General features: G+C 33.0%; 21 protein-coding genes. 12 read left to right on the forward strand and 9 right to left on the reverse strand.

Annotated features, from left to right (window positions below):
* Window positions 1-13 precede the first annotated feature (13 nt).
* A complete protein-coding gene (locus tag N4A45_00460; protein ID MCT4663685.1) occupies window positions 14-2806 on the reverse strand; it encodes a hypothetical protein in 2793 nt (930 codons plus the stop codon).
* A gap of 250 nt (window positions 2807-3056) precedes the next feature.
* On the opposite strand from N4A45_00460, the gene N4A45_00465 reads away from it, so the two are divergent.
* Window positions 3057-3695, forward strand: a complete 639-nt coding sequence (locus tag N4A45_00465; GenBank protein MCT4663686.1) for a YceI family protein — start codon at window positions 3057-3059, stop codon at window positions 3693-3695.
* 86 nt (window positions 3696-3781) lie between these two features.
* Window positions 3782-5092: an O-antigen ligase family protein gene (locus N4A45_00470; GenBank protein ID MCT4663687.1), complete on the forward strand. Its 1311-nt coding sequence runs from the start codon at window positions 3782-3784 to the stop codon at window positions 5090-5092.
* Here the strand turns inward: N4A45_00470 and N4A45_00475 are convergent.
* From N4A45_00475 to N4A45_00500, 6 genes are all read right to left on the reverse strand, one after another.
* Complete coding sequence (locus N4A45_00475) at window positions 5075-6622, reverse strand: YdiU family protein (GenBank protein ID MCT4663688.1); 1548 nt, start codon at window positions 6620-6622, stop codon at window positions 5075-5077. The genes N4A45_00470 and N4A45_00475 overlap by 18 nt on opposite strands.
* An 89-nt stretch (window positions 6623-6711) precedes the next feature.
* Complete coding sequence (locus N4A45_00480) at window positions 6712-9804, reverse strand: T9SS type A sorting domain-containing protein (GenBank protein ID MCT4663689.1); 3093 nt, start codon at window positions 9802-9804, stop codon at window positions 6712-6714.
* A 129-nt stretch (window positions 9805-9933) separates the two neighbouring features.
* The gene (locus tag N4A45_00485) at window positions 9934-10446 is read right to left on the reverse strand and encodes a hypothetical protein (protein ID MCT4663690.1); all 513 of its coding nucleotides are present in this window, start codon (window positions 10444-10446) and stop codon (window positions 9934-9936) included.
* Window positions 10447-10449: 3 nt separating this feature from the next.
* Window positions 10450-11547, reverse strand: a complete 1098-nt coding sequence (locus N4A45_00490; protein MCT4663691.1) for a DUF418 domain-containing protein — start codon at window positions 11545-11547, stop codon at window positions 10450-10452.
* Between the two features lie 74 nt (window positions 11548-11621).
* The gene (ribH, locus tag N4A45_00495) at window positions 11622-12152 is read right to left on the reverse strand and encodes a 6,7-dimethyl-8-ribityllumazine synthase (protein ID MCT4663692.1); all 531 of its coding nucleotides are present in this window, start codon (window positions 12150-12152) and stop codon (window positions 11622-11624) included.
* Between the two features lie 82 nt (window positions 12153-12234).
* Entirely contained in the window at window positions 12235-12951 is a 717-nt protein-coding gene (locus N4A45_00500) for a hypothetical protein (GenBank protein MCT4663693.1), read from the reverse strand.
* 278 nt (window positions 12952-13229) lie between these two features.
* On the opposite strand from N4A45_00500, the gene N4A45_00505 reads away from it, so the two are divergent.
* The 3 genes from N4A45_00505 (at window position 13230) to N4A45_00515 (ending at window position 16751) form a co-directional block, all read left to right on the forward strand.
* Window positions 13230-13964, forward strand: a complete 735-nt coding sequence (locus N4A45_00505; protein MCT4663694.1) for a class I SAM-dependent methyltransferase — start codon at window positions 13230-13232, stop codon at window positions 13962-13964.
* Window positions 13965-14681 carry a ZIP family metal transporter gene (locus N4A45_00510; protein MCT4663695.1) on the forward strand — a complete coding sequence of 239 codons (717 nt, stop codon included), beginning with the start codon at window positions 13965-13967 and terminating at the stop codon, window positions 14679-14681.
* 84 nt (window positions 14682-14765) lie between these two features.
* Window positions 14766-16751 (forward strand): dehydrogenase E1 component subunit alpha/beta, encoded by a 1986-nt coding sequence (locus N4A45_00515; protein ID MCT4663696.1) that lies wholly within the window; start codon window positions 14766-14768, stop codon window positions 16749-16751.
* A 112-nt stretch (window positions 16752-16863) separates the two neighbouring features.
* Here the strand turns inward: N4A45_00515 and N4A45_00520 are convergent, their stop codons facing one another.
* Window positions 16864-17436 carry a DUF4126 domain-containing protein gene (locus N4A45_00520; protein ID MCT4663697.1) on the reverse strand — a complete coding sequence of 191 codons (573 nt, stop codon included), beginning with the start codon at window positions 17434-17436 and terminating at the stop codon, window positions 16864-16866.
* 363 nt (window positions 17437-17799) lie between these two features.
* On the opposite strand from N4A45_00520, the gene N4A45_00525 reads away from it, so the two are divergent.
* From N4A45_00525 to N4A45_00540, 4 genes are all read left to right on the forward strand, one after another.
* A complete protein-coding gene (locus tag N4A45_00525) occupies window positions 17800-18138 on the forward strand; it encodes a ribosome-binding factor A (GenBank protein MCT4663698.1) in 339 nt (112 codons plus the stop codon).
* A 57-nt stretch (window positions 18139-18195) separates the two neighbouring features.
* Window positions 18196-19338: a hypothetical protein gene (locus N4A45_00530; GenBank protein MCT4663699.1), complete on the forward strand. Its 1143-nt coding sequence runs from the start codon at window positions 18196-18198 to the stop codon at window positions 19336-19338.
* 8 nt (window positions 19339-19346) lie between these two features.
* Entirely contained in the window at window positions 19347-20459 is a 1113-nt protein-coding gene (gene prfB / locus N4A45_00535) for a peptide chain release factor 2 (protein MCT4663700.1), read from the forward strand.
* 79 nt (window positions 20460-20538) lie between these two features.
* On the forward strand, window positions 20539-21033 hold the full coding sequence (locus N4A45_00540; GenBank protein ID MCT4663701.1) for a hypothetical protein: 495 nt from the start codon (window positions 20539-20541) through the stop codon (window positions 21031-21033).
* On the opposite strand, the gene N4A45_00545 is transcribed toward N4A45_00540, so the two are convergent.
* Window positions 21026-21838, reverse strand: a complete 813-nt coding sequence (locus N4A45_00545; GenBank protein ID MCT4663702.1) for a hypothetical protein — start codon at window positions 21836-21838, stop codon at window positions 21026-21028. The two genes, N4A45_00540 and N4A45_00545, sit on opposite strands and share 8 nt — an antisense overlap.
* A gap of 404 nt (window positions 21839-22242) precedes the next feature.
* Here N4A45_00545 and N4A45_00550 point away from each other — a divergent pair, with 404 nt between their 5' ends.
* From N4A45_00550 to N4A45_00560, 3 genes are read left to right on the forward strand one after another with little or no spacing between them, the layout of a single operon-like run.
* On the forward strand, window positions 22243-23142 hold the full coding sequence (locus N4A45_00550; GenBank protein MCT4663703.1) for a TssN family type VI secretion system protein: 900 nt from the start codon (window positions 22243-22245) through the stop codon (window positions 23140-23142).
* Window positions 23120-24283: a hypothetical protein gene (locus N4A45_00555; protein ID MCT4663704.1), complete on the forward strand. Its 1164-nt coding sequence runs from the start codon at window positions 23120-23122 to the stop codon at window positions 24281-24283. The genes N4A45_00550 and N4A45_00555 overlap by 23 nt, the downstream gene beginning before the upstream one ends.
* 27 nt (window positions 24284-24310) lie before the next feature.
* Complete coding sequence (locus N4A45_00560) at window positions 24311-24793, forward strand: hypothetical protein (protein ID MCT4663705.1); 483 nt, start codon at window positions 24311-24313, stop codon at window positions 24791-24793.
* Window positions 24794-24803: the final 10 nt, after the last annotated feature.

Consider the following 24803-nt stretch of genomic DNA (forward strand, 5'->3'; position numbering starts at 1 on the left):
AGACAATTTAGTCTTAAAAATTTAAGTTAATTGTGGGAATAATGGCAAACTTTCTATTTTTATCTAGAGGATCCGTATTTAGTAAATAAGCAAACTCTAAACCGAGCTTCAAAGGTATTAAATTTAGCATCTGTTTGTCAAAAAATATTCCCGCTCCTATAGAATTAAAAGTATAAAATTTGTCTTTTCTTTTTTCATTGGAAAAATCATAAAAAACTGAAGCGCTAATTCTCTTGAAATAACCAATATCTCCATAGCCAAAATCGGGATAAGAAAGAGGGAAACGATAAGCAAATTTAAAGGCGTGTCCTTCCTCAAGGTCACTTTTGAGTATATAGCCTTTAGGGTTCGAAAAATAGAAATTTGCAAATACACCTGTAAAGTCAAACATTTTTTGAAACTGATACTCCATCTGAATTCCATGATTTTTTGTAATACCAGGGAAATAGAGTGTTGTTTTTGAATACAGTGCTTGATCACTCGAGTAGAAATCGCTAAATTGTCTAACACCAAATTTTGGAATGATTTGTTGAATCGTCGGTCTTCTTATCCAATATGAATCCAGTTTTAAGCCTGCATCGTATTTGTTTTGAGTTCCCATAGGAATTTTTTCAAAAAATCTTCTAAATCTTGAAAAAACTCGAACTCTAGGTTCAATTTTGACGAAATAGTGTGCATTTTTTTCTGTTCCTAAAAGCACCAATGGATATTTTAAAGCAAGATCTGTTTCATTGAAAACAATATTGTTTGAACTCCTTAACCATCGAGCATTAAAACTCAAATGAACTGATTTTAAGAAATTTCTTTTAAAATGGTAATCAAAACCAAAATAGGGTAAATTAAACTCCCGATTCCATCCTGCACGGAGTTGAACTTTGTTTTCATTGAGAATGTCACGTCCATCAAAAACCAATTCTATTTTGTTATTTCTTAAATCAAAATATCGACTATGTAGCTTGATTTTTGAAATTCCAGATCGGTATTTTTTAGCTATTGGTGAGTTTTTAGGTTCTTCAAAATGATCTAAAATATCACCACCTTCTAATTGGAAATTTGCTTCAGGAAAGTTTTTTAGTGTACTGTTTTCCTTTACAGAAATTGGCTTTAAATACTGGCTTTTTAAATTAGTGGATTGGATTTCAAATCCATTGCTGTTGGTTTGCGTAAAAATGAGCTGATTGTGATATACATCTGGCTGATATGCTCCAATTTTTGCTTGGGTTAACTTATAGGAATTTTCGGAAAAACGATCTGTAGGAATAAAGAAAATATTTTGATCACCACCCAGCGAAGAGCTCAGCAATATTTTATCCTGAAAGACTCTCAAATTATCAATAATATGATGCGTCCAAGGGCATAATTGTAATTCAATTCCTTTCGATAAATCATATCGAAATACAGCCAGTTTTTGATTTTTTCTTTTGATATAAAATATTTCGTTATGATGTTCTCTAAGGGTCATTTGTGCAATATATTCTTCTTTCGGGAATACTTTTACGGTATTCTTTTCTCCATTTTTTACCGATATTTTATGGATAGAAGAATTATTTTGTTCATCAAAAGATAAGGCATAAATCCACAGATGATCTTTTGTGATTTGCGGTGAATGAAATTTACCTTTATGGGTGATTTTTTGCTTTTTATTATCTTTGAAAAGGTAAATATTTTTATAATCATGGTTGTACTCAAAGGTATTATTGCTAAAGGCTGTCCAGACAAAAGCACCGTTGTTTTCATGAAAATTTTTACTTGAATTTCGTCCCACAGAGCAAATTTTCTGCTCAATTCCGTTTTTTATGGAAACCAATGTTTCTAGGTCGTTATAAGAGGTTTTTATTGCAAATACCTTTTCGCCATCAATAGAAAATTGAGGATAATAGTAGGATTCGTTCGCTGTTTGTTTTGGCGAAATTGATGAGTAATTTTTGAATTCCCCACGGTTAAGATGATTTTGGTATTTTGTATTAAAATCATTTAGAGCAAGCTTGTAAATTTCCTTGGTAGTTTTACCTGTATAGTCTTGTAAGGAATTTTTGAAAGTATGAAAAGGTGTGTCAAAAGAATTGGCTTGGGCTACAACTTTTTTCATGATGTCGTTTCCATAGGTTTTCCTGATATAGCTTTGCATAAGATATCCCAAGGTATAATGATTCATCCTTTTTTCTACAAAAGATGAATTTCTCAATTCATGGTATTCAAATGTTTTATGATCAAGGTAATTTGCCTTTAATAATTGAAAAAAATACGGATTTCTTCCTCGTCCTCCTTTTGTTAATGCTGTTTCCATAATTACGGCATCTCCTTCAAAATACCAGTTGGGTAATGCCAAATTACTGAATGCTGCATGTCCTATATCTCCAAAAATGAGTTTTGCTATTTTAGTAATACCTTCTAAAGAATTCATAAATTGTTGATGATGACGATATTCGTGTATCGTTAGTGCATCAAGCCAATTGACACTTCCGAGATTTGAGAAATTTTCGGGAGGAGTAGCAAAAAAAGCTGATCGCCATGGTGCAAGTCCTACATATCCGTTTGCAGTGGTGGTTTTATTGTGTAAAAGGATGTCTATTTTTTTGTCATGGACATATACAGAGCGAGATTTTTTTTCGGCAAGCAAAGTGGATAGGTGTAAAATTCTTCGAGCCTGATTTTCCATTCCAGGATTATAGATAACACGGGTATGTTTACTCTCTATAAATTGCCAAGTATTCTTGGTACCAAAACCTCCAAAATTTTGTGCAGATAGATGATTGTACACGAAAAAACAACAGAAGAAAATAAATGTTTTAATATTGAAAATCATAAAAATAAGAACTTAAAACCATTTTTTTGCTAAAATTACTCACATATACCGATTTCGGCATTTACAAAAGAAAAATTCTAAATAGGATTTAACCATGTATGCTATTATATTTCCCATAAAAAGAAAGATGAGAAATGGTATAATTTAATCAAATCAAAGATACTTTACAATTTTTTAAGGAAGGGCTAATGATTAGTTTTTCTTTTTTTATAATTTTACGGATAATAATAAACATAAAAACAACCTGAAGATGTTATTAAAAAGAATTGTACTTTTTGCAGTACTTATTTTTGGAATTGTAGCTTGTAGCTCAGATTCTCAAAAAAACAAAGAAGAAGTGAAAAAGGAGAAGAAAGTAGAAACTTTGAATTTTTCTAAAGAAGAAGTTTCTGTAAAATGGACCGCCTATAAATTCACTGAAAGAGTAGGAGTTTCTGGAACATTTAAAGATGTGAAAACAGATAGCAAGCTTTATGGTGCTACGTTTAAAGATGCTTTAGAGAATGCTCGTTTTGATATCAATATCAGTAGTGTATTTTCTAATAGTGCGGATCGAGATAAAAAATTGGTACAACACTTTTTTGGAAAAATGGCAAAAACTTCGGTCATTAAAGGTTTTGTTTCTGAGGTAAAGGGAACCGATAAAAATGGTCAATTGAGTCTTTCTATTCAAATGAATGATGTCTCTAGAACTTTAGCAATGGAATATCGTCTAATGACCAATAACGCTTATTCTGTAAAGGGAATCATGAATTTATCAGACTGGAAAGCTGATGATGCTGTAACAGCATTAAATAACGTTTGTAAGGATTTGCATAAAGGTGCTGACGGAGTTACAAAACTTTGGCCAGATGTAAAAATTGAAGTGGTTCTGCCATTCAAGAAATAAGATTTCGGAAACAACCAATGATAGATAAAAAGGATTCTCCAACAGAATAAGAGAATCCTTTTTTTTTATGATAGATAGCGGGCTATATGAAGCATTTTTTAAGAGGAAAATATACATTTAATCAAATCCGAGAAGTACTATTTGGAGTACTCTTTCTTTCTTTACTTTTAAAAGAATCCATCTCAACGTTTGTTTTGATGATTCTGTTGCTTTTCACTCTTTCAAGAAAGGAGTTTTGGAATCAAAAATGGAAATGGAAAAATCAGATTGTGAGTATTCTGATGATTTTGTATTATTTACCATTTTTATATAGTTATTTCTATTCTACAAATCTGCCATTATGGAGGAAAGAACTCTTTTTTTTATTGCCCTTTGTGCTGTTGCCTGTTGCTTTTTATGGGCTTCATTTTAGCAGAAAAACGGTTCGAAAAATTATAGACTATTATCTCATTGGGTTTTTATTACTGATTATTTATAGTTTAGTTATTCACACTTTTCAAATTGATTGGACGGGAAAAGAAACTTCTGTTTTTAATCAGTATTATAAGTTTCCTAAGCATATTCGGTACCATTATACCTCTTTTTCTTTTGCCGCGGTTTGCTTAATTTATTATGTTCTTTATTCTGAAAAAATCTTAGAGCGAGATTTCAAGGTTTACCCAAAAATAGTTGTTGTTTCTATTTTGCTCATAGCCATTATTTTGCCACAGTCTAGGCTCTCAATTATAATGATTTCTGTAGGATTTGCGATTCAGTTAGTTCGTTTTATAATCAAGTATAAGACAAGTCTAAAAAGAAAAATGGGAATTGCTGTTGTATTGAGTATTTTGGGCGTGTTTTTCGCTTTTAAGATTTCAGAAACGGATCGATTTAAACAAATGTTGCAAGTGGATACCACAGGAAAATTTAAAGATCATTATGATCAAGATATTCACTATAATTCCTCTGATATTCGTTTGTTGTTGAATCATTTAGCTATTGGAGTGCTTCATGAGCAAGATGCTTGGGTTTTTGGAATAGGGTCTTCTAATGCATTACCTGTTAGACGTGCCTATATGAAAAAAATAGGGCTGGATAAGCACGGTATTTATGATGGTCAAAAATTTATTCATTCAAACTTTAACCAGCACAACCAGTATTTTGAAACACTTTTGAGTGGTGGAATTTTTCAATTTATGGTTCTGATAACACTTTTGTTCATCACACTAATAAAGAGTGTGCAGAGAAGGCATTATTATATGATTTTTACAGTGTTTGCTTTTAGTTTGTTTTTTCTTACAGAGTCTTTATTAATGAAAAGTAAAGGTATGATGCTTTTTCTTATATTAATAGGAATCTATAATGCAATTGTTTCAAGAGAAGACGAGATGAAAATCTCATCAAGAACTACAAGATAACGTTGATGAATTCGGGTTTTCCTTAGTCCAGAACGGATTTCTTTTAAACCATTTTTCATATTCAAATTGTTCTTCATAAGGATTTTGGAGCAGTAAATAAAACTCATTAAAAAGTGAAAAATCCCCCTTTTCAGCCGCAGAAATACATGCATCAGCCATGTAATTTCTGAGGATATATTTAGGATTCACTTGATCCATTTCTTCTTTTCTACGAAGTCTAGAATTCCCTTGATTTTTTAATTCTGAGGCATAAGAGTGAAACCATTTTTCCCAAGATAAAAGCTGATTGGTTTCTAGTTCTTGATACAAACTATCTTTTATAATATCAAACCATTTGTGCGGATTTTCTTCATCAAATTGGCTTAAATTTCTAAAAAATATCGTGTAATCTACGGGAGTTTTAGTCATATTCTCTTCAAGTTTCCACACAAAATCGTCTAATTGAGGATCTATATTTAAACCCAATTTTTTAAGCATTACAGTAAGATAATTTTTATGAGCGGTATTTTGATAATCTTTAAGAATTCTTTCTAATTCTTTGGAGTCTTCAATAATTGGATAAAGCGCATTAGCAAGTTGATACAAATTCCAAAGTCCGATAGAAATTTGAGAAGAAAAGCGATACCTTTTTTGATCAAAATCAGAAGTGTTTGGAGTCCAGTTGGGGTCAAAATGATCTAAAAAACCAAAGGGACCATAATCAATTGTTTGTCCAAGAATAGACATATTATCCGTATTTAAAACACCATGAACAAATCCTACTCTAAGCCATTCCATGGTGAGTTTTTGAGTTTTTATCGCTATTTCTTCAAATAATTCCAAATAAGGTGACCTACTTTTTTGAAGAGTCGGAAAATGATATTTTATCACAAAATCCGCCAATTTTTTAAGATTCTTTAAGTCATTTTGTGACGATAATAGCTCGAAATTTCCAAAACGAATAAAAGATTCAGAAACTCTACAAACAATGGCTCCTTTTTCATAGATTGGATTTCCATTATAGAGCGGATCTCTCATCACATTTTTTCCCGATGTTAGGATCCCCAAGGCTCGTGTGGTAGGTACTCTTAGGTGATGCATAGCTTCACTTGCCAAATATTCCCTAATAGAAGAGCGTAAAACGGCGTAGCCATCACCTTTTCTTGAATAAGGTGTAGGGCCTGCACCTTTTAATTGTAAAGAAAACAATTTTGACTGAACCAAAAGATCTGTGAGATTAATGGCTCTTCCATCTCCTAATTGCCCAGCCCAATTACCAAATTGATGTCCTGCATAGTTCCAAGAATAGGAAACGCTGTTGAGGAGCTTGTTTTTACTGGAAAAGTACATTAAAATATCGTTGGAATTTGATAATCCAGGAATGTCCAATTTCTTCAATAAATCATGATTTATATGAATTATTTCAGCATTCGGAAATACTTCTGGATCTACTTCAGAAGAACAAGCATTCTTTACCGATCGTCTATAATTTTCTTTGATAGAGTCTAAGGGAAGTTCTTCTACGATAATATTTTTTAAGGTTGTGGACATTTTCTCAGTTTGGTTGATTCAACAAATTTGAATAAAAAAATCCCAAACAGGTGTGTTTGGGATTAGGATCTTTATATTTTTTTAAAAAACTATTCTTTTACCACCTTATGGGTTTCTTTACCCGTTTTTGTATCGATATTTAAAAAATAGATTCCCGAAGGGATTTTCTCTGTATCGATAATCTCTTTTTCTCCAAATCCTTGTTCTTTTACCCAGATAAGCCTTCCTTGGCTATCTGTCAAGGTCATTTTTTCAACTTGAATGCTGTTTAAATTAACTTGTAAAACATTCGAAAATGGATTTGGGCTAATGCCAAATAAAGAATTTTCTACATTTTCTACAGACAATGGAACAAAGAACCTACAAGAACTTACGGTTTCGCAGTCTGCTTTGGTCATTTTTACGGCATAAGATCCAGAAGATGTTGGGGTATAAGAGCTATTTGTCGCACCTGATATCTCTGTCATGCTTGGACAAGTAACCCATTGGTAGCTATCCGCTTGAGCATCTTGAACGCTTAATCCTGTGGCACTTGCAATAATGGTAGTGTCAAAAGTAATATTGTTAATGATAATTTCCACGGTGTCCTTAATACCATTATAAGTACCTATAGCAAAGATGTTTCCACCTGTGGTATTACCTATAATATAAGTTGCATTCACACTTATTTGTTGAAATGAATCATTAAACCATCCGATACTATCAGCAATGTTTGTGGATACTAATTTAACATCTCCTTTACAAAGATTTACCACACTATCAGAAGCCGTAAATTGAAAAGCCGAAGTAGTGTATGCTGGTGCCTGCCAGATTCCTCTACCGTAGGTTGCGATACTAATTTTTGAGTCACTTATATTTAAACCTTTGTAAATTTTAATATCTCTTGCAGAAATATAATTCGGTAAACCATCGGTGATTTCTAGCCATATTGATTGACCTTCGGGTAAAAAGTAAACACCTAATGCATCTACAGTGTAGAGTCCTTTTCCATTTGGAATATCTACCCAAAGTAAACTTCTTTTTATCACAGAAGTATTTAGGTTATAATTGATGTCTTGCCAAGAAATTCCACCATTTGTAGATTGATAAACTTTTTGATCAATTGTTATGAAAAGTTTTAAAGAATCATTTGGAACAGTTTCTATAGCATAAATATTATCTGCATTCCCAGGAGTACCAGAAAGGCTAACATTTGACCAATTTGGACTGAGACTATTTACATTTTTTGAAACTTTTAAACCTGTGCTTTCCGCTGCATACAGTATATTGGAATCTGCTCTCGAAGCTTCTAACACTCTTAATTTTTTTGTAGAACCAATTAAATTAGTTGAAATTTGCTCCCAATCAATGTTTTGGTTGTTAAATTCTTGATAGTTGTCAGTGGTCCAAACATTTCTATATCCTATATACATTCTGTTTGGATTAAACTCGTTCAATACAAATGGCGTAACCCAAGCACCACTTTCTGTTATTCCATTAACATTATCTGCTGCAATAGTTGTGAAAAATCCATTTCCTGAGCTTAAATTACGTCTGATACTTCCGTAGTATAAAGAACCTAATAGAACATTCGAATCATTTGGGTGAATAATACAATTCATTCCATCACCCCCAATAACTCTTTGCCAATTTCCACCTCGATAAAGTGCTGTACCATTATCTTGAAAACCTGCCATAATTAAATTCGGGTTTTGTGCCGAAACACTGTGTTTATATATTTGAGAAATAACTAAACCATCTGATTTTAAGGTGAAAAGGTTGTCATTTTTTCTTATGAGTAAACCTCCGTCATTACAAATAAACATTCTTCCATGTGGGTCATATCTAAATCGATGCTGATCCGCATGAACATTTGGATTTCCTCCGCCTCCATACCAGTGTGTTACTATAGACCAGTTTTGACCTCCGTTGATACTTTTCCAGATATTTACTCCACCCACATATATTTCATTAGCATTGGTGGGGTTTACTACGATTGCCATATCATACCAAGATTGACCGCCAGAATCATTTCCACTCACTTGCCATCCCATCAGGTTAGGGGTATTTGCATCTGTTTGTGCAAGGAAACTAACTCCCTGATTCGTAGATTTATAAAAAGCTCCAAATCCTGAGCCTGTAGCAGCAAAGAGATATACGGTATTGGCTTGGTTCGGAGAAACTCCAATGGTGAGTCTTGAATGATTTCCTCCACCGATATTTTGACTTGTCCAAGAAGACCCTGCATTTATGGTTCTGTAAAATCTACTGTCTTTTACTGCATAAACTTTATTAGAATCTGTTGGGTGATATGCGATATCTCTAAAATTTCCGCTAATGCTCTCTGTCCAGTTTATTCCTGCATCATGAGAGACATAAACACCATCATATCTAACTGCAGCATAAAGCGTATTAGGGTTTGATGGATTTGCAACAATAGTAGAGACGGTTCCTGTTGGAGGTCCCGTAGTTGAAGCAATCCATGTACTTCCTGCATCAGTTGAGTAGAAAAATCCAAATGCTAAAGCATCAGAACCATCTGCATCACCTGTACCTATTACAATATGATTGGGGTTTGTTTTATGAACATAAATATCAGAAATTCCCATAGTACCAAGTTGATTGGTCAAACAGGTATAAGTGTTTCCTCCGTCTGTTGTTTTCCAGACACCTCCCGCTGGTGCACCTACATAGAATGTATTACTATCAGTAGGGTGGAATGCAACGGTATTTAATCGTCCTATTCCAGGAGAAGAACTAGTCCAGTTGGTGGTAGATGGAACATTGATAGGACCCAAAGAGTTCCACGTCGTTGAGGTGTTTGCAGTATTTTGACTAATGAATTGTGCTTGAGTCGATTCATTATTAGAAGATGAAATACTTGATTTTATTCCTTCTATGATTGTACCTTGGTATTTAGAGCTATTGGGTTTGTTTCCTTGTTTATCAACCCAGTATTGCATACTTTCTTCCCATCTCTTAAAGGGTTTATAACCACAACCTTTGGTGATTTCTCTACCTTCCCAATAAAGTTTAAAGGCTTTTTGGGTTTCGTAGAAATTGGCTTCGGGATTACTCATCATTTCAATCCAGTGTGGATTGTTTTTGTATTCAGTATCGGAATATTTTTGAGCTTTACTTTCTATTGATAACAATAAGCTGAAAGTAACCAAAAGACCAAGGGAGATTCTTCGCAATTTCATAAAAAAGTGTTTTTCTAATAAATCATGCTAAACTACATAATTTAAATTTGGTCTAAATTATTAGTTAAAACTTACACTTATTATGACAATTTTATTGATTTTTCGAATTTTTAACAGAGCAACAAGATTCTATTTTATTAAATATTTTGAAACCCGTTGATAGTTGGTGACCAATAAATAACCTATTAAGGAATTTAAAAAGCTTGAAAGCCAAGGTAGATAGCTATTAGATGCTGAATATTTTCCTGTGACCATGCCTAAAGATTCAGCCATTACCGAGGTTTTAAATGCTAAAAAGGTGTGACTAAGAAATGTTGAGATATTTTGGATAAATATAAATCCTCCCAGAATAATTAGTGCAATTTCTAATATTTGTTTCGGTTGAAGAGCAGGAGAAATTGTTTTTCCTTCAAATTCTTTCTCTAGCTTGAAAAGACGTATAATCATATTGGTATCAAGAATGAAAATCCAAACGATTAAAAGAAGCGCAAGGCTAGATAAGAAAAAGAGGAAAGTATATTCTAGACGTGGTTCAGAAATAATTGATATAAGTGGATTTAATAAAAGGAGATTGAAATTTGTAAAGAAGAGGTATAATCCAAACAACTTTATCACAACACGGAATAATTCTTTATAGGTCATATTTTATTTTAAAATTTTGTTCATAATCCATTCAAAAGGTCCATATTTCTTATTTTTCAACCAAATATTGGCAAATATTGAACAAAATATGCAGAAAAGCAAAGCATATCTCACCGAAAATTGAATGGAAAATTGACCGAGAGATTTAGAAGTTATAACTTCGGGTAACACCATTCCAATAACCACGTGAATGATATAGAAACTTAAAGCTAGTTTTCCCGTGTTCGCCAAAAAATGAATGAAATGATTGTCTTTACATTTTTTTCCAAGCCAAATGCTTCCTGTTAACACAAAAGTAGCGAAACTCATACCATTAATCAAATAGAGTGGCAGTGGTGGCATAGGAGAAGTCGTGAAAAACCATATTTCTTGTTCCCAATCTATGGTTCTATTCGCAGGGGTATAAAAGGTTTGAAGTAAAAATGAGAGTAATTGAATCAATAGAAAAATCATTAGACTATAGCCAAAGTATTTCTTGATAACTTTAAGATTGTTTAAGTCCTTTTTACCCAGCCAAAGACCATAAAGCATGAAAGAAACCCAAGGGATTACTGGGTGAAAACCATTATAAAATAGATTTCTAAAAAAACCAATTGGAGACCAAAAATCTTGATAATCTAAAGTTACAAAGTCCCAGCCCTTTTCATAAGGTAAAAGAACTAACAATACTGGGAATAAAAGTGTGAAAAACGCAATTCCGAGAAATATGGTGGATGATTTTTTTCTTAAAAACCATAAACTTATAAGCATATAGATGCCATAAAAGTGAAGAATATCGGCAGGCCAAATCCATATATAGGATAGCCCAATCAAAAATAGGAGAAGGGCTCTTTTAAAGATGTTTTTTCGAATTATTTCCTGTTTGTGCAGGTCATTATTCGCAATGGCATTGTTAGACATCAGTGCTAAGCCAGTACCAGCTAGAACAACGAATAAAGCAGCAGCTTTTCCACTCAAAAATTCTGAGAAATGGTATTCCCAGCCATTACCTTTGGATCCTAACACCATTTTGAAATTAACCACAATCATTCCGAAAATTGCCAAGGCACGTGCAATATCAATTCCAATAATTCTATTTGCTATATTGTTCTTTTTAGACATTTATTAGGAAAAAAATGATTCAAAAAAAAGTCCCTTTATAAAAAGAGACTTAAAGATATGAATTTATGTTTTTTCTACAAATTATCAAAGTCGATATCATCTGAGTCGTAGTCCTCATCTTGCATCATTACTTGGTTTAAAGCTGCCATTTTTAGAGCTGCCACAGCACATTCAACACCTTTGTTTCCTTTGTCTCCTCCAGATCGGGCTACAGCTTGATCATAAGAATCATCTGTAAGTAATCCAAAAATTACTGGAGTTTCGAAATTCAAATTAATGTCTTTAGTACCTTGAGCTACGGCATCACAAACAAATTCAAAATGAGGTGTTTCTCCTCTAATTACAGAACCTAAAGCTATCACTGCATCCACATTAGTTGTTTGAATCATCAATTTTGATGCATAGATTAATTCAAAACTCCCAGGGACATTTAATCGAATAATATCTGAAGGGTTGACACCGTTTTCTACGAGTGTTTCATAAGCTCCATTATAGAGGTTTTCAGTGATATCTTTGTTCCATTCCGAAACTACGATACCAATTTTAAATCCTTCCCCGTTAGGTACTGATTCTGAGTTGTAATCTGATAAATTGCTTGTAGCCATAATATAAAAAAGGTTATACTTTTGCAAGTATAACCTTTTTTTTGTTTGTATTGGCGAAAAATCCTACAATTGGATATTTTCTTTAGAATTCTCCGTGTTTTGCAAGCATTTTCTCAGCAAATCTTCCGTCTTGAGACTTTTTGTCAATTGACAAAATTTGCTTGTAATAATCTTTTGCAGAAGAAACATCTCCTTCTTTTTCTGCAAGTAGAGCTGCTTTTTTAAGAAGGTTAGATTTCAAAAACTTATTTTCGGTAGAAGCAATCGCTGTTGATAGCGCTCCTTTGGCTGCAGCCATATCTTGTGTTTGAACATAACAATCTGCCAAAGCCGACTTTACCATTGGTAAAACCACTTTAGAATCTCCTGAATAAGCTTCAAGGTAGTCAATGGCTTCAGCGAAGTTTCCTTGTTTTGCAAGGCAAATACCTGCATACGCATTGGCTAAGTTACCTGCTGGAGTTCCAGAATAATCTGAAGCAACATCTAAGAATCCTAAATCCTGTCCATCTCCATTCAAGGCCATTTCCCAGTTTCCATTTTTGAAATAGCTCTCAGCAGTAAACATATTATCTTGGGCTTCTGTCATTTTAGGTTTTACCACAAATGCTTGATAAGCATAATACCCTGCAAAAAGCACAATAATTGCTGTAAGGATGATTGAAATAGATTTCTTATTTTCTTCAATATACAACTCCGTTTTTGTCAGAGACTGCTCAAAAGCTTCAAGGGTTTTTTCTGTTTCTTGAATTTCTTGTTCTGATTTAGATAACTTCTTTTCGTGTTTCTTCTTTGCCATCTTTATAAATTTGATGCACAAAAATAATAGCTTTTATTTTAAATATAAACAGTAGTTGGAAAAAAATATGCATTTTATTGATACAAGGTGCTTTGATTTTACTCGTTTTAATTTTTAGGGGAAAAAATGACTAAAATTTTTCGTTTTTTTTTGAAATGGTTTTCCTTTTTGTTAAAATGATTTATGGGATTAGCTGACTCATAAGAATACTCTAAGTGAAATATTGTTGCATTTAATATTTATCTCATATATTTGTGGCAACAATCGAAATATTTGGGATGAGTAAATGGTATGAATCATGGTTTGATAGTCCTTACTATCATATCTTATATAATAATAGAAATCATAAAGAGGCCGCACATTTTATTAATAAATTATGCGATTTTCTTCCTTTAAATGCAGATGATCAAGTGGTTGATATGGCTTGTGGAAAGGGTAGGCACGCACGTATTTTTGCTGATAAAAGATATGATACAATAGGTTTAGATTTATCGCCAGAAAGTATTGCGGAAGCTAAAAAATATGAAAAATGTAATCTTCATTTCTTTGAACACAATATGCTTAATAGCCCCGCAGGAGTATTTCAAAATGCTCATTTAGTTTGTAATCTTTTCACTTCATTTGGCTATTTTGATACTCTTGAGCGTCATGAGATGGTTATTAAAAACTTTGCTCAGTGTATTCGATCTAAAGGGTATTTTGTTTTTGATTTTATGAATGCTCATTTGGTGAAAAACAACATTATAGAAAAAGAAGAAATTGTCAAAGAAGGTATTCACTTCAAAATTTCTAGATCTGTTGAGGGTGCAAAAATCAAGAAGAATATTTCTTTTAATGACCAAGGACATCAGTTTGACTTTCAAGAAGAAGTATTTGGTTTAGAATTATTGGATTTTAAAAAGATGTTTGAATCCAATGACCTTGAAATTGTTCAAACTTTTGGAGATTATGATTTAAATCCTTTTGACCTTCAATCTTCCACAAGATTGATCTTAATTGCACAAAAAAGATAAATGGAATTTGCATTACTTACCTTAGCAGGATTATTCTCTTTTTGGTATTACTATCATGGTTTTAAATTATTTAGTAGTCCAGTGGTGCGTTGGCTTACTACTTTTAGTGGTGCATATCTACTGGGAATCGTTTTTCTTCATATTTTGCCAGAAATTTATTCGCAGGGAGCGGTAGCGCATTCCGACCACCATGGACATCAACATCAAGAAGGTGTTTATTTAGGTTTATGGATTTTTATTGGTTTTTTTATTCAATTAATTTTAGATTATTGGAGTAAAGGTATAGAGCACGGTCATGTTCACGGTAAAATAGGTTTGGGGGTTGTAGTAGCCTTGAGCCTTCATTCACTGATAGAAACCATGCCTATTTTGGGGCATACTCATGCACATTCATCTATGCTTTATGGAATCGTTTTACATAAAATTCCAATTGCTTTGGTTCTAGGGAATATTTTAAGAAAAAACCCTAACAAACTAAATATTCTATTTCTTGTACTATATGTGATTTCAGCGCCGTTAGGGCTTTGGATTGGAGGAAGTGTAAGTATTTTTTCTACTTATCATAACGAACTTATGGCACTTGTAATAGGTTTGCTATTGCATATTTCTACCACCATACTTTTTGAGTCTGCATCAGATCATAAAATTCAACTTAAAAAAATTATCGCCATCGTTCTTGGATTTTTAATTGCTTTTTTTGCAAATTTTTCTTTCTAAATCGGAAAAATGAGTAATTTGCCACAGAATTTGTGTTAGGAATTTAACACTAAAAAGACTTTTAGTTTTTTTTGAAAAAAAATAATGGAAATAAAATTTAACCGTCAAGGTTTTGAGAACAACGAATTAGTTGATCTCTATAAAGCCATTCTTTTACCAAGGTTGGTAGAAGAAAGAATGCTGATACTTCTCCGTCAAGGGAGAATTTCTAAATGGTTTGCAGGAATAGGGCAAGAAGCCATTGCTGTGGGAGTAACCAAAGCATTGGAAGCAGAAGAATATATTTTACCTATGCACCGAAATTTAGGTGTGTTTACAACTAGAGACATTCCTCTAAGAAAACTTTTTTCTCAATTCCAAGGGAAAGATAATGGTTTTACCAAAGGAAGAGACCGTTCTTTCCATTTTGGAACACAAGATTACAATATCGTTGGGATGATTTCTCACTTAGGTCCACAGTTAGCCGTTGCCGATGGAATAGCCTTAGCGAATCTTTTGGAAAACAACAAAAAAACTACTGCAGTTTTTACAGGTGATGGAGGAACCTCAGAAGGAGATTTTCATGAATCATTGAATGTTGCTGCAGTGTGGGATTTACCTGTTATTTTTGTGATAGAAAATAATGGATATGGTTTATCTACTCCCACTTCTGAGCAATACCGATGCAAGGATTTGGCAGATAGAGCTGTGGGATATGGAATGGAATCTCGTATTGTAGATGGAAATAATATATTAGAAGTTTACAAAACCATCAAAGAGATAAAAAGTATTCAAGCTGAAAACCCTCAACCATTTTTGGTGGAATTCAAAACTTTTAGAAGAAGAGGGCATGAGGAAGCTTCAGGAACAAAATATGTACCACAAGATCTGATGGATTTTTGGGAGAAAAAAGATCCTGTAAACAATTTTGAAACGTTCCTTTTAGAAGAAGAAATTATATCAAGTTCTGAAGTAGAAGAACTCAAAAAAACATTGAATGCTCATATTCTTTCAGAATGGCAAATAGCTTATGAAGAAGAAGCTAAGAATGGTGATATTGCAAAAGAATTAGCAGATGTTTACGCACCTTATACTCCTGTTTTGATTGAACCAAAATATGACAAAACGGAGAATATAAGAATGGTAGATGCCATCTCTAAAGGATTGCAACAAGCCATGGAAAAACATGATGATTTAGTGATCATGGGGCAAGATATTGCAGAATATGGAGGTGTTTTTAAAATTACCGATGGCTTTATTGATCAATTTGGAAAAGAACGAGTAAGAAATACACCAATATGTGAATCGGCAATTGTATCAGCAGGGCTAGGACTTAGTATCAATGGGAAAAAAGCCGTTATGGAAATGCAATTTTCAGATTTTGTAAGTTCAGGATTTAACCCTATTGTAAATAATTTGGCAAAGTCTCACTACCGATGGGAGCAAAATGCAGATGTAGTAGTCAGAATGCCTTGTGGGGCAGGAGTAGGGGCAGGTCCTTTTCACTCTCAAACAAATGAAGCTTGGTTTACAAAAACCCCAGGACTAAAAGTGGTTTATCCTTCTTCACCTTCAGCAGCCAAAGGTTTACTTATTGCTGCTATCGAAGACCCTAATCCAGTAATGTTCTTTGAGCATAAAGCATTATATAGGTCTTCTTATGAAGATGTTCCCGTAGATTATTACAATATGGAAATAGGAAAAGCTCATATTGTTCAAGAGGGTGACGATCTATCAATCATTACTTATGGAATGGGAGTTGTTTGGGCGAAAAAATATGTAGAAAAACATCCAGAAAAATCCATAGAAATATTAGATCTACAATCTTTAGTTCCTTTAGATAAAGATGCTGTTCTGGAAACTGTTAAAAAAACGAATAAAGTTGTGATTCTTCATGAAGATTCTATGTTTTCTGGAATCGGTGGAGAACTTTCTGCCTTAATTGCCGAAGAATGTTTTGAATACCTAGATGCACCCATAAAACGGGTTGCCTCTTTGGATACCCCAATACCTTTTGCAGCAAGTTTAGAAAAAGATTATTTAGCAAATAGCCGATTAGATAAAGCTATTGAAGATTTGATGGAATACTAAATAAACGTATTGTCATAAAATATAATCATCACAAGCCCTTTGTAATCTTATTACAAGGGGCTTGATGATTTTTTTAGTTTGATTTTATCGCTGTGTTAGATCATTTATGGTATTAGACAGGTTCAGAACGCTGTTTTTTCCTGAAAAATCGAAATAATTTTCTAAAAAAGAATAAAATTACAAACACAAAAACAATGGCCAAAATGGGTAAAAGTATGGAAACAATAGCCATAAAACCAGCAAAAATGGTTTCTACACCTGCCATGATCGGATTTGCAACACCAGCTGTACTCACCGTACTTACGGCTCTGGTAGAGGTCGTCATCCCTTTTATAGCTCCAGCTGTTCCTCCTCCTGCAATAATTGCTAATGCCCAAGTAACTACTGGTGACATATCATTCACCGTTGCTACAACCACTAAAGTTCCTGCAACAGTTGCTAAAGGCAAGGCAATTGTGTCTAAAAGGTTATCTACATAAGGAAAAAAATAAGCCAAAGCTTCTATTAAAGTAGCGATACCCAATACCACTACAGCCGTAAAACTTCCCACCCATTTCCAACTTTCGTTGAGTGGAATAATTTCAAAATAAGCTGCCAAGCTCATAGCAAATAGTGGCACAAAAACCCTAAAACCAGCCGAAGCAGCTAATCCTATTCCTAAAAATAATCCTAAAATCCATTCCATATTTTTATCATTTCTTTTTACTAATGATTATCAACTCTCTCTTTAAGTAGCTTGTCCCAACTTTTTGGGAAGGAACGGGGGATGTTTCACCCTGTTTGATAACCGAATTATATGTTTATTTACTCATAGGTTTTAGTTTGTTTCTCGGTGTATTTCGATGTTGAATATCTCTTTTCTCCTCCGAAAGTTTATCTTATACCGATAGATAACTAAACCATAAATGTCATTACTTGTAGGAAAAATTCCTTTTCCTAAGGTACAAATATTTGAACAATTTCGTGAGATTTTTTGTAAAGAATAATCTCATAATTTCAAAATTGGAATATTTGGGATTAACTTTGTAGGTTAAAATAAAAATACTGAATGGATAGCATCAGACAAAAACGAATTAACCAATTACTCAAGGAAGATTTATCAACGATATTTCAAACCAAAGATTCGGTACTTTTTCCCGGTCAAATGGTGAGTGTTACTCATGTAAGCGTTACTCCAGATCTTGGACTAGCTAAGGTTGCATTGAGCTTGTTTCCACACAATGAAGAAGTAGATTTCAAGGGGATTTTAGATGAACATAAAAACGAAATCCGTTTTGAATTAGGGAAAAAAGTAAGACATCAACTGCGCGTAGTTCCAGAACTAAAGTTTTACCTAGACGATTCTTTAGACCGTCTAGAAGAAATAGAGGATGCACTAAAAGGATAGGTGAATTATCCGTTTTTCATAGCAAGGAGATACCTTTTTTCTCCCAGTAATAGAAATGTGGTCAATATTATTTCTTGGATATCTGTAATAGCCATTACGGCTGCTACGGCGTCTATGCTTGTAATAATGTCTGGTTTTTTTGGCTTTGAAAAACAGATCAATAAAATGTTCTCTTCTTTTGATCCACCTTTGGTTATAAAACACCAAAAAAGTAGCTTATTTGAAATCCATCCAGAAATGGAAGCCGTCTTAAAACAGCCCGAAATTTTGGCTTATAGCCGAGTTTTGGAAGCTCGAAGTATTTTTAGAACCAAAAAAGGAAAAGATGAGTTTGGATTTATTAAAGGAGTTGAAGCAAATTACCCTTTGATTTCCAAAATAGATGAAAAACCTTTTGACGGAAGCTTTGTGAATTTTAAAGACAGCCTTTCCAATGTGTTTATGGGTGTAAATTTACAAGCAAAGCTCGGTCTCTCTGTGCAAAATATTTATTCCATTGCCGAAATTTGGGTGCCAAAAGCAAGTAATCAACAATATTTAGATCCAACAAAAGCTTTTAGGAATCATTCATTTTATGTAAATGGAGCTTTTTATATAGGTAATGAATACGATGGAAAATACGCATTTGTAAGCCTAAAAGAAGCACAAAAGTTAACAGGGAATTCAACTTCTTTCTCTGCAATTGAACTTTCTGTTGACCCAAGAGCAGATATTGAAGAGGTGAAAAATAAGCTTCAGACGAGCCTAGGAAAGGATTTTCAAGTATTAAATCAAAGAGATCAGCACGCCGAAATGTTTGGGTTTATTGAACTAGAGAAAAATTTTATCATTCTCATTTTCGGTTTAATTATTTTGATTGCCAGTTTTAGTTTTTTAGGATCAATAACGATCTTGATGATTGAAAAGAAAAGCAACTTAAACACACTTGCCGTTTTAGGTGCTCGTTTATCCGATATTCGGAAAATATTTTGGTATCTAAGTGCTCTTTTGAGTTCCATAGGATTAATATTTGGTCTTATTTTAGGAACGATTATTTGCCTAATTCAGCAAAATTTTGAACTCGTAAGAATGGGAAGCTCTATTTTATCATCTGCTTACCCAATAGATTTACGTTTGTGGAGCTATTTGCTCATCATATTGGTAGTTACAGGAATCAGTTTGCTTACAAGCTCTCTGAGTATTACCAAGCTAAAAGTATAATAAAAAGAATGATTACTTCAGACACGATAAAGAAACTTCAGAAAAAGTATCAAGATCTTTTTCAGTATCTCCGAATCAATAAAAAAATCGCTCAAATAGAGCAAGAGGAAGAAAAAACTCAAGATCCTAATTTTTGGAATGATCAAGCGAAAGCACAAGCATTGCTTAAAAAAATAAAAAATCTTAAAAATTGGGTAAACTCCACTAAGAAAATAGAAACCGAAATTGAAGAATTATCGGTGCTCTATGATTTTTTTAAGGAAGGAGACGTAGACGAATCTGAACTCATAGAATTAAGAGATCAAATCATTACACAAATAGATGATTTGGAATTCAAAAACATGCTTTCGGCAGAAGAAGATGCATTAAGTGCCGTATTGCAAATTACCGCTGGTGCAGGAGGTACAGAGTCTTGCGATTGGGCTTTTATGCTCATGAGAATGTATTTGATGTGGGGAGAAAAAAACGGATTTAAAATTAAAGAACTCAACCTGCAAGATGGAGACGTAGCTGGAATAAAAACGGTTACTTTAGAGTTTGATGGTGATTATGCTTTTGGATACCTCAAAGGGGAAAATGGAGTGCATCGTTTGGTGCGTATTTCACCTTTTGATTCTAATGCAAAAAGACACACTTCTTTTGCATCAGTATATGTCTATCCGCTAGTGGACGATAGTATCAATATAGAAATAAACAACTCTGATATAGAGTGGGATACATTCCGATCTGGTGGAGCTGGAGGACAGAATGTAAACAAAGTAGAAACGGGAGTGCGATTGAGGCATAAACCTTCGGGGATTATTATAGAAAATACCGAAACCAGATCTCAGCTTGGAAATAAAGAAAAGGCATTACAGTTATTAAAATCTCAACTTTATGAGTTAGAAATGGAAGCTCGTAGAGAAAAACAAACCGAGATAGAAGCTGGAAAAAAGAAAATAGAGTGGGGATCTCAAATAAGAAATTATGTCATGCATCCTTACAAACTGGTTAAAGATGTAAGAACCAGTTTTGAATCTACCAATGTAGATGCTGTAATGAATGGAGAAATAGATGATTTTATCAAAGCCTACCTTATGGGAAGTGGAAAAGCGACCCAAGTAGAGGAAGACGATTTTTAATAAATAACCTTTCCAAAGAAATTACTTTTTCTTCTGCATTGATTTTTAGTATCTTGAGCTAAATTAAAAAAATGGAACAATGCAAAAGATCATTTTAGGTATTATTTTTAGTGGACTGATATTTTCATGTTCTTTAAGAGGAAATGAAGAAACGGTCACCTTGAAGGAATTGAATCAAGTTTTTGCAGACAGAGAAATGCAAGAAAGCATGGAGAATTTGTATAGTAAAACAGGTGAAATAACTCCTTTTAAGTTCAATATGTGTGCTGCAATACTAAAAGATAAGTCTGTTTTTTCAAACACAGTTTCGATACCTTCTTCGTTACTTATACAAGATATTAGTTTTTTACGGTTAGAGTTTGATGCAGAATATAATACAACGCATATAGAAATACTTCCAATAGAGAAAATAACTCAAGAAACTGAAATTAAGCAGAAGAATTTCAAGACCGAAGAAGCGCTTTCTTCATATCTTTATAAACAAATAAAAAAATGGGAAAATAAGCCGAAAATTCTCCTCTTTGATATTGTTAAAAAAGAAGGATTTTGGGAAGTCAATTCACGTTTTATTTAGATTTATTCTTGTTTCTTTGGGTGTATGGGATATATTCAGTTTGTGCCTTCTTTCTGTCACCATTATCTTTTTCAGTAGCAGGTATATAATTATTATGAGCACGACTATTTTTCTTTTTTAGTTCAGAGACGGCTTGCTCTAAAGATATTTGATGATTGAAGAATTTGATAATTAAATTAAGATCAGACATTCTGAAATAGTTTTTTTTTATTGATTTCAAATCTTCGGGTCTTTTTTTAAATAAAATTTCCAGAAGTTCTCTGAAATGTTTTTTTCTAAAAACTCGATAGATTTTTTCTTCGAATACGATATATTTTTCGAGTCTCTTTCCTATCAACGCTGAGGAATACGCCGTTGTAGGGGATATCATAAATCCAGATGGTGAAAACCCAACAGAAGGAGTTTGCATCGAAGCACCATTACTATAAGGGATATTGAGAATGTACAAGGAAGCCTCGCCTGATATTTCTTCAAACAAAAACCTTCTTTTTTTTGAATCTTTAGGGTTTTGAGATTTCGCAATGCTTAGAGAGACCCATTTTTGATTTTCTTTCTCACATACAAAGAACTTTACATCATTAGGTTTGAACTTGAGTCTATTTCCTTTGTCAGATGTTATTTTTACCTTTTTATGTAAACTTCTATTCAACGGGTTGGTTTTGTACTTTTTACTACTGTTTTCAATCACCCCCGAAATTTTGGTTCCATCATTGAGAATAACATACCCTCTTTTGTCGCTTTTTTGAGAAAAAATAGGCTGGATTAAAAAGAGCGTGAATAATATACAGGCAAAAATTTGTTTCATTTTAGAATTATTTTTCAAGTAAAAATAACGGAATATTTGGGAAAAAGATAAAGTCTTGAATGTTTTTTGGAGGTAAAAGCTTCGTAATTTTAGATTTCGCTATTCATCTAGTTGTAAGTGGTTTTTATCGAAATAATTACTGTATTCATCAACTAAGTTGTTACTTTACCTATAATTAGATATTTATTACTCTTTCTTTTCCAAGTCTAATCTTGAAATTGCTATTTTTTAAGATTATCCATTCTTATAAAAATAGCAACCACATGTAGTTGTTAGTTTTTGAAAAAACAGTTTAGTATTGGCAGAATACTAAAAGTATTTTAGTGTTTTCTAGAATCAAGAATATTGCCATTTGTTATTTTTAAGAATTTTTATGTATTGAAAATCAATGAATAAAGTTTAATATGGATAATTTAATTACAATAATACTCAAGTTTGTATTAGTCCCAGTATTGGTCGTTGTTATGCTATTTGTTATGAAAGCAATTGCAAAAGGGAACAATGCTTTCAAAATGAAAAAAGCAATTGTTTTTGTTATACTTTCTTCCCTTATCTTGGCACTACCTTCCTTATTAGGAGTCTTAAAGTACGAGTTTATTTGGGGCGGTCTATTACTTTGTATCCTTCTGTATTTATTCTTAGGGTTTTTGTTTAACCAATTTGTGGTTTCAACATCCTATGAAAAAATTGGATTTCGTAAAGATGACTGGTTTGTTTTTTTCTTAACCCTGGTTGTAGTAATCTTTTCAGGATGGATCTATTATCTTGTTTTTACTTGGTTGAGTAAAATGGAATTTGGTTTATTGGCAGCTACCACAACAATCTGGTTTTTTATTCCTGTACTTTATCGTATTTCTAGGTTTAAATATTTAGAAATCCCTGCTAAGTTCTACAATTTATGGGCTGTATCTGAAGAGGATAAAAACGAACAATATTGGCAAAATGTGGACACTACAAACACAATGCAAGTCAATATTAAGATAAAACGAGAAGCAGGAGACAATAGATTTGCTTCCATAAATGCAAAACTCCCTCCCGATATTTCTATAGGTTTATGGTTCGACAAATTTGTAAAAGATCAAAATATAAAATTCCCAGATAAGCCTCTTGAGACCAAATATGCTGATGGAGATTATAGTTGGATATTTTATACCAGTAAATGGCTTCCTTTTCCGCTATTTACCCGTTTTCTAAATTATGATCAATCGGCACCAGAAAATAAAATTAAAAACAAAACCACTATTTATATCCGTAGAGTTGTAGAAATAAAAGAGAATGAAAATGAACAAAATCAAGAAAAGTGAAAAAATATTACCAATTAATTGGACAGATGGTGTAAAACTAAGCAAAGACCACTTCATTCACCAACAGGCACAGATTGATCAAAGTCAAACGGATTTTGCAAAAACACAATTGACCGCCTATAATTATGGATTGCTGGAATCGAATAGAACGGAGTCAGATTCTTGTGTTTTACAAATAGATGCTACTAATGATCAAAAAGTGCAAGTACAATTAGATTATTGCCATGCTATTACCCAAGGGGGAATTCCCGTGTATTATGATAAAAAACTCTATGGTTCTAATAAGGCCGTAGCTTCTTTGGATACAGATGGAATAGATATTACTCAATCTGTAGAGCTTTATTTAGTACTTGCGGTAGATCCCTTCCAAAGAATCCCATCAGGAGAACCTGATCCAGATTGTATCCCTTTGCACCACCCTTACACTGTTTCTAAAGTGAATATACATATTTTGTCAAGCCAAGAAATTGATAAAGATTTTTTGGTTAACAATTACCTCACGGTAGGTAGGGTGTTTTGGCAAAATAATTCTTTTGTAGTCGATGATCAGTATATTCCTCCAACTTCAAAAATTTTGTATAACAAAACCTTATTAGCTTTTTATGATTCGGTTTCTAAGATTTTGGTTGATCTAAAAAGTTACTCCCTAATCATTAATACTAAAAACGAAGGGAAATACGATAAAAACAGATTGGCAAAGAACACTTTTATGCTTTGTAGAAAAGTATTGGACTTTGTAGGGCAAAATCTCTTTGCTTATCAACAAATGGGAAAAGAGCAAGCTCCCATATTTTTAGTTAATAGTTTATCTGTTTTAGCACATTATATGGCAACAGAATTGGCTTTATTTAATAAGAAAAATAAAGAAGAACTACTCCAGTATTTTTATGAATGGATTAATGTTTCACCTTCTGTTTTAGAAGGCGCATTGAATGATATTATTCATCTAGAATATAACCATAAAGACATTAAATCTTCTGTAGAAAAATTAGATTTCTTTTTGGCAATCATGCACAAGCTATGGAAAAAACTCAGTGAGTTAGAGTATATCGGTCAAAGGCGTGAGAATATCGTTATTGGAGAAGAGAAACACAGTTCATTTAGTAAAGAACAAAAGAAAACTTATTCTATTTTAGATTAAGAATAGACTTATTGAAAAACAGATTGTATGAAACCAATGAATAATGACACTAGAATCAAAGCGATGAAAGGCTTTGCTTTTAGGTTTATAATTTTGATTATTTTCTTTTTTGGTGTAGGATATTTAAGCATTATCACAGGTAAAAAGGGGATTGCCGTTTTGGAAGAAAGGCATCAAAACTATAAAGAAAAATTTCGAATAGAAGCGGCTCTTTCTTTCGAGATTGATAAGCTTACCAAACAGCTTTATCAACTCAAAAATAAAGAGAGAAGCTTGCATCAGCATAAGACATTTCAAGGAATTATTTCGGAGTTGAGAGCCAAGATTGATAAAAAATCAACAGAAACGATGATCAATGAGCAAGAAAAAAATATTTATAATGAAATGATGCTAACTGTAAAAGAAATTCAATCCGTTTTAGATAAATATCAGCAAAATAAGGACGAATATGAATATCAGCAGGAATTATTGGATAAATGCATCCAATTGTATAGAGAGAATCTTGAATAAATAATGAGTT

This window comes from Flavobacteriales bacterium (genome assembly GCA_025210805.1).
Taxonomy (GTDB): Bacteria; Bacteroidota; Bacteroidia; order Flavobacteriales; family CAJXXR01; genus JAOAQX01.

Coding starts and splice junctions, on each gene's coding strand:
- N4A45_00460 (MCT4663685.1), bottom strand. CDS start 2,806: ATGATTTTCAATATTAAAACATTTATTTTCTTCTGTTGTTTTTTCGTG.
- N4A45_00465 (MCT4663686.1), top strand. CDS start 3,057: ATGTTATTAAAAAGAATTGTACTTTTTGCAGTACTTATTTTTGGAATT.
- N4A45_00470 (MCT4663687.1), top strand. CDS start 3,782: ATGAAGCATTTTTTAAGAGGAAAATATACATTTAATCAAATCCGAGAA.
- N4A45_00475 (MCT4663688.1), bottom strand. CDS start 6,622: ATGTCCACAACCTTAAAAAATATTATCGTAGAAGAACTTCCCTTAGAC.
- N4A45_00480 (MCT4663689.1), bottom strand. CDS start 9,804: ATGAAATTGCGAAGAATCTCCCTTGGTCTTTTGGTTACTTTCAGCTTA.
- N4A45_00485 (MCT4663690.1), bottom strand. CDS start 10,446: ATGACCTATAAAGAATTATTCCGTGTTGTGATAAAGTTGTTTGGATTA.
- N4A45_00490 (MCT4663691.1), bottom strand. CDS start 11,547: ATGTCTAAAAAGAACAATATAGCAAATAGAATTATTGGAATTGATATT.
- ribH (MCT4663692.1), bottom strand. CDS start 12,152: ATGGCTACAAGCAATTTATCAGATTACAACTCAGAATCAGTACCTAAC.
- N4A45_00500 (MCT4663693.1), bottom strand. CDS start 12,951: ATGGCAAAGAAGAAACACGAAAAGAAGTTATCTAAATCAGAACAAGAA.
- N4A45_00505 (MCT4663694.1), top strand. CDS start 13,230: ATGAGTAAATGGTATGAATCATGGTTTGATAGTCCTTACTATCATATC.
- N4A45_00510 (MCT4663695.1), top strand. CDS start 13,965: ATGGAATTTGCATTACTTACCTTAGCAGGATTATTCTCTTTTTGGTAT.
- N4A45_00515 (MCT4663696.1), top strand. CDS start 14,766: ATGGAAATAAAATTTAACCGTCAAGGTTTTGAGAACAACGAATTAGTT.
- N4A45_00520 (MCT4663697.1), bottom strand. CDS start 17,436: ATGGAATGGATTTTAGGATTATTTTTAGGAATAGGATTAGCTGCTTCG.
- N4A45_00525 (MCT4663698.1), top strand. CDS start 17,800: ATGGATAGCATCAGACAAAAACGAATTAACCAATTACTCAAGGAAGAT.
- prfB (MCT4663700.1), top strand. CDS start 19,347: ATGATTACTTCAGACACGATAAAGAAACTTCAGAAAAAGTATCAAGAT.
- N4A45_00540 (MCT4663701.1), top strand. CDS start 20,539: ATGCAAAAGATCATTTTAGGTATTATTTTTAGTGGACTGATATTTTCA.
- N4A45_00545 (MCT4663702.1), bottom strand. CDS start 21,838: ATGAAACAAATTTTTGCCTGTATATTATTCACGCTCTTTTTAATCCAG.
- N4A45_00550 (MCT4663703.1), top strand. CDS start 22,243: ATGGATAATTTAATTACAATAATACTCAAGTTTGTATTAGTCCCAGTA.
- N4A45_00555 (MCT4663704.1), top strand. CDS start 23,120: ATGAACAAAATCAAGAAAAGTGAAAAAATATTACCAATTAATTGGACA.
- N4A45_00560 (MCT4663705.1), top strand. CDS start 24,311: ATGAAACCAATGAATAATGACACTAGAATCAAAGCGATGAAAGGCTTT.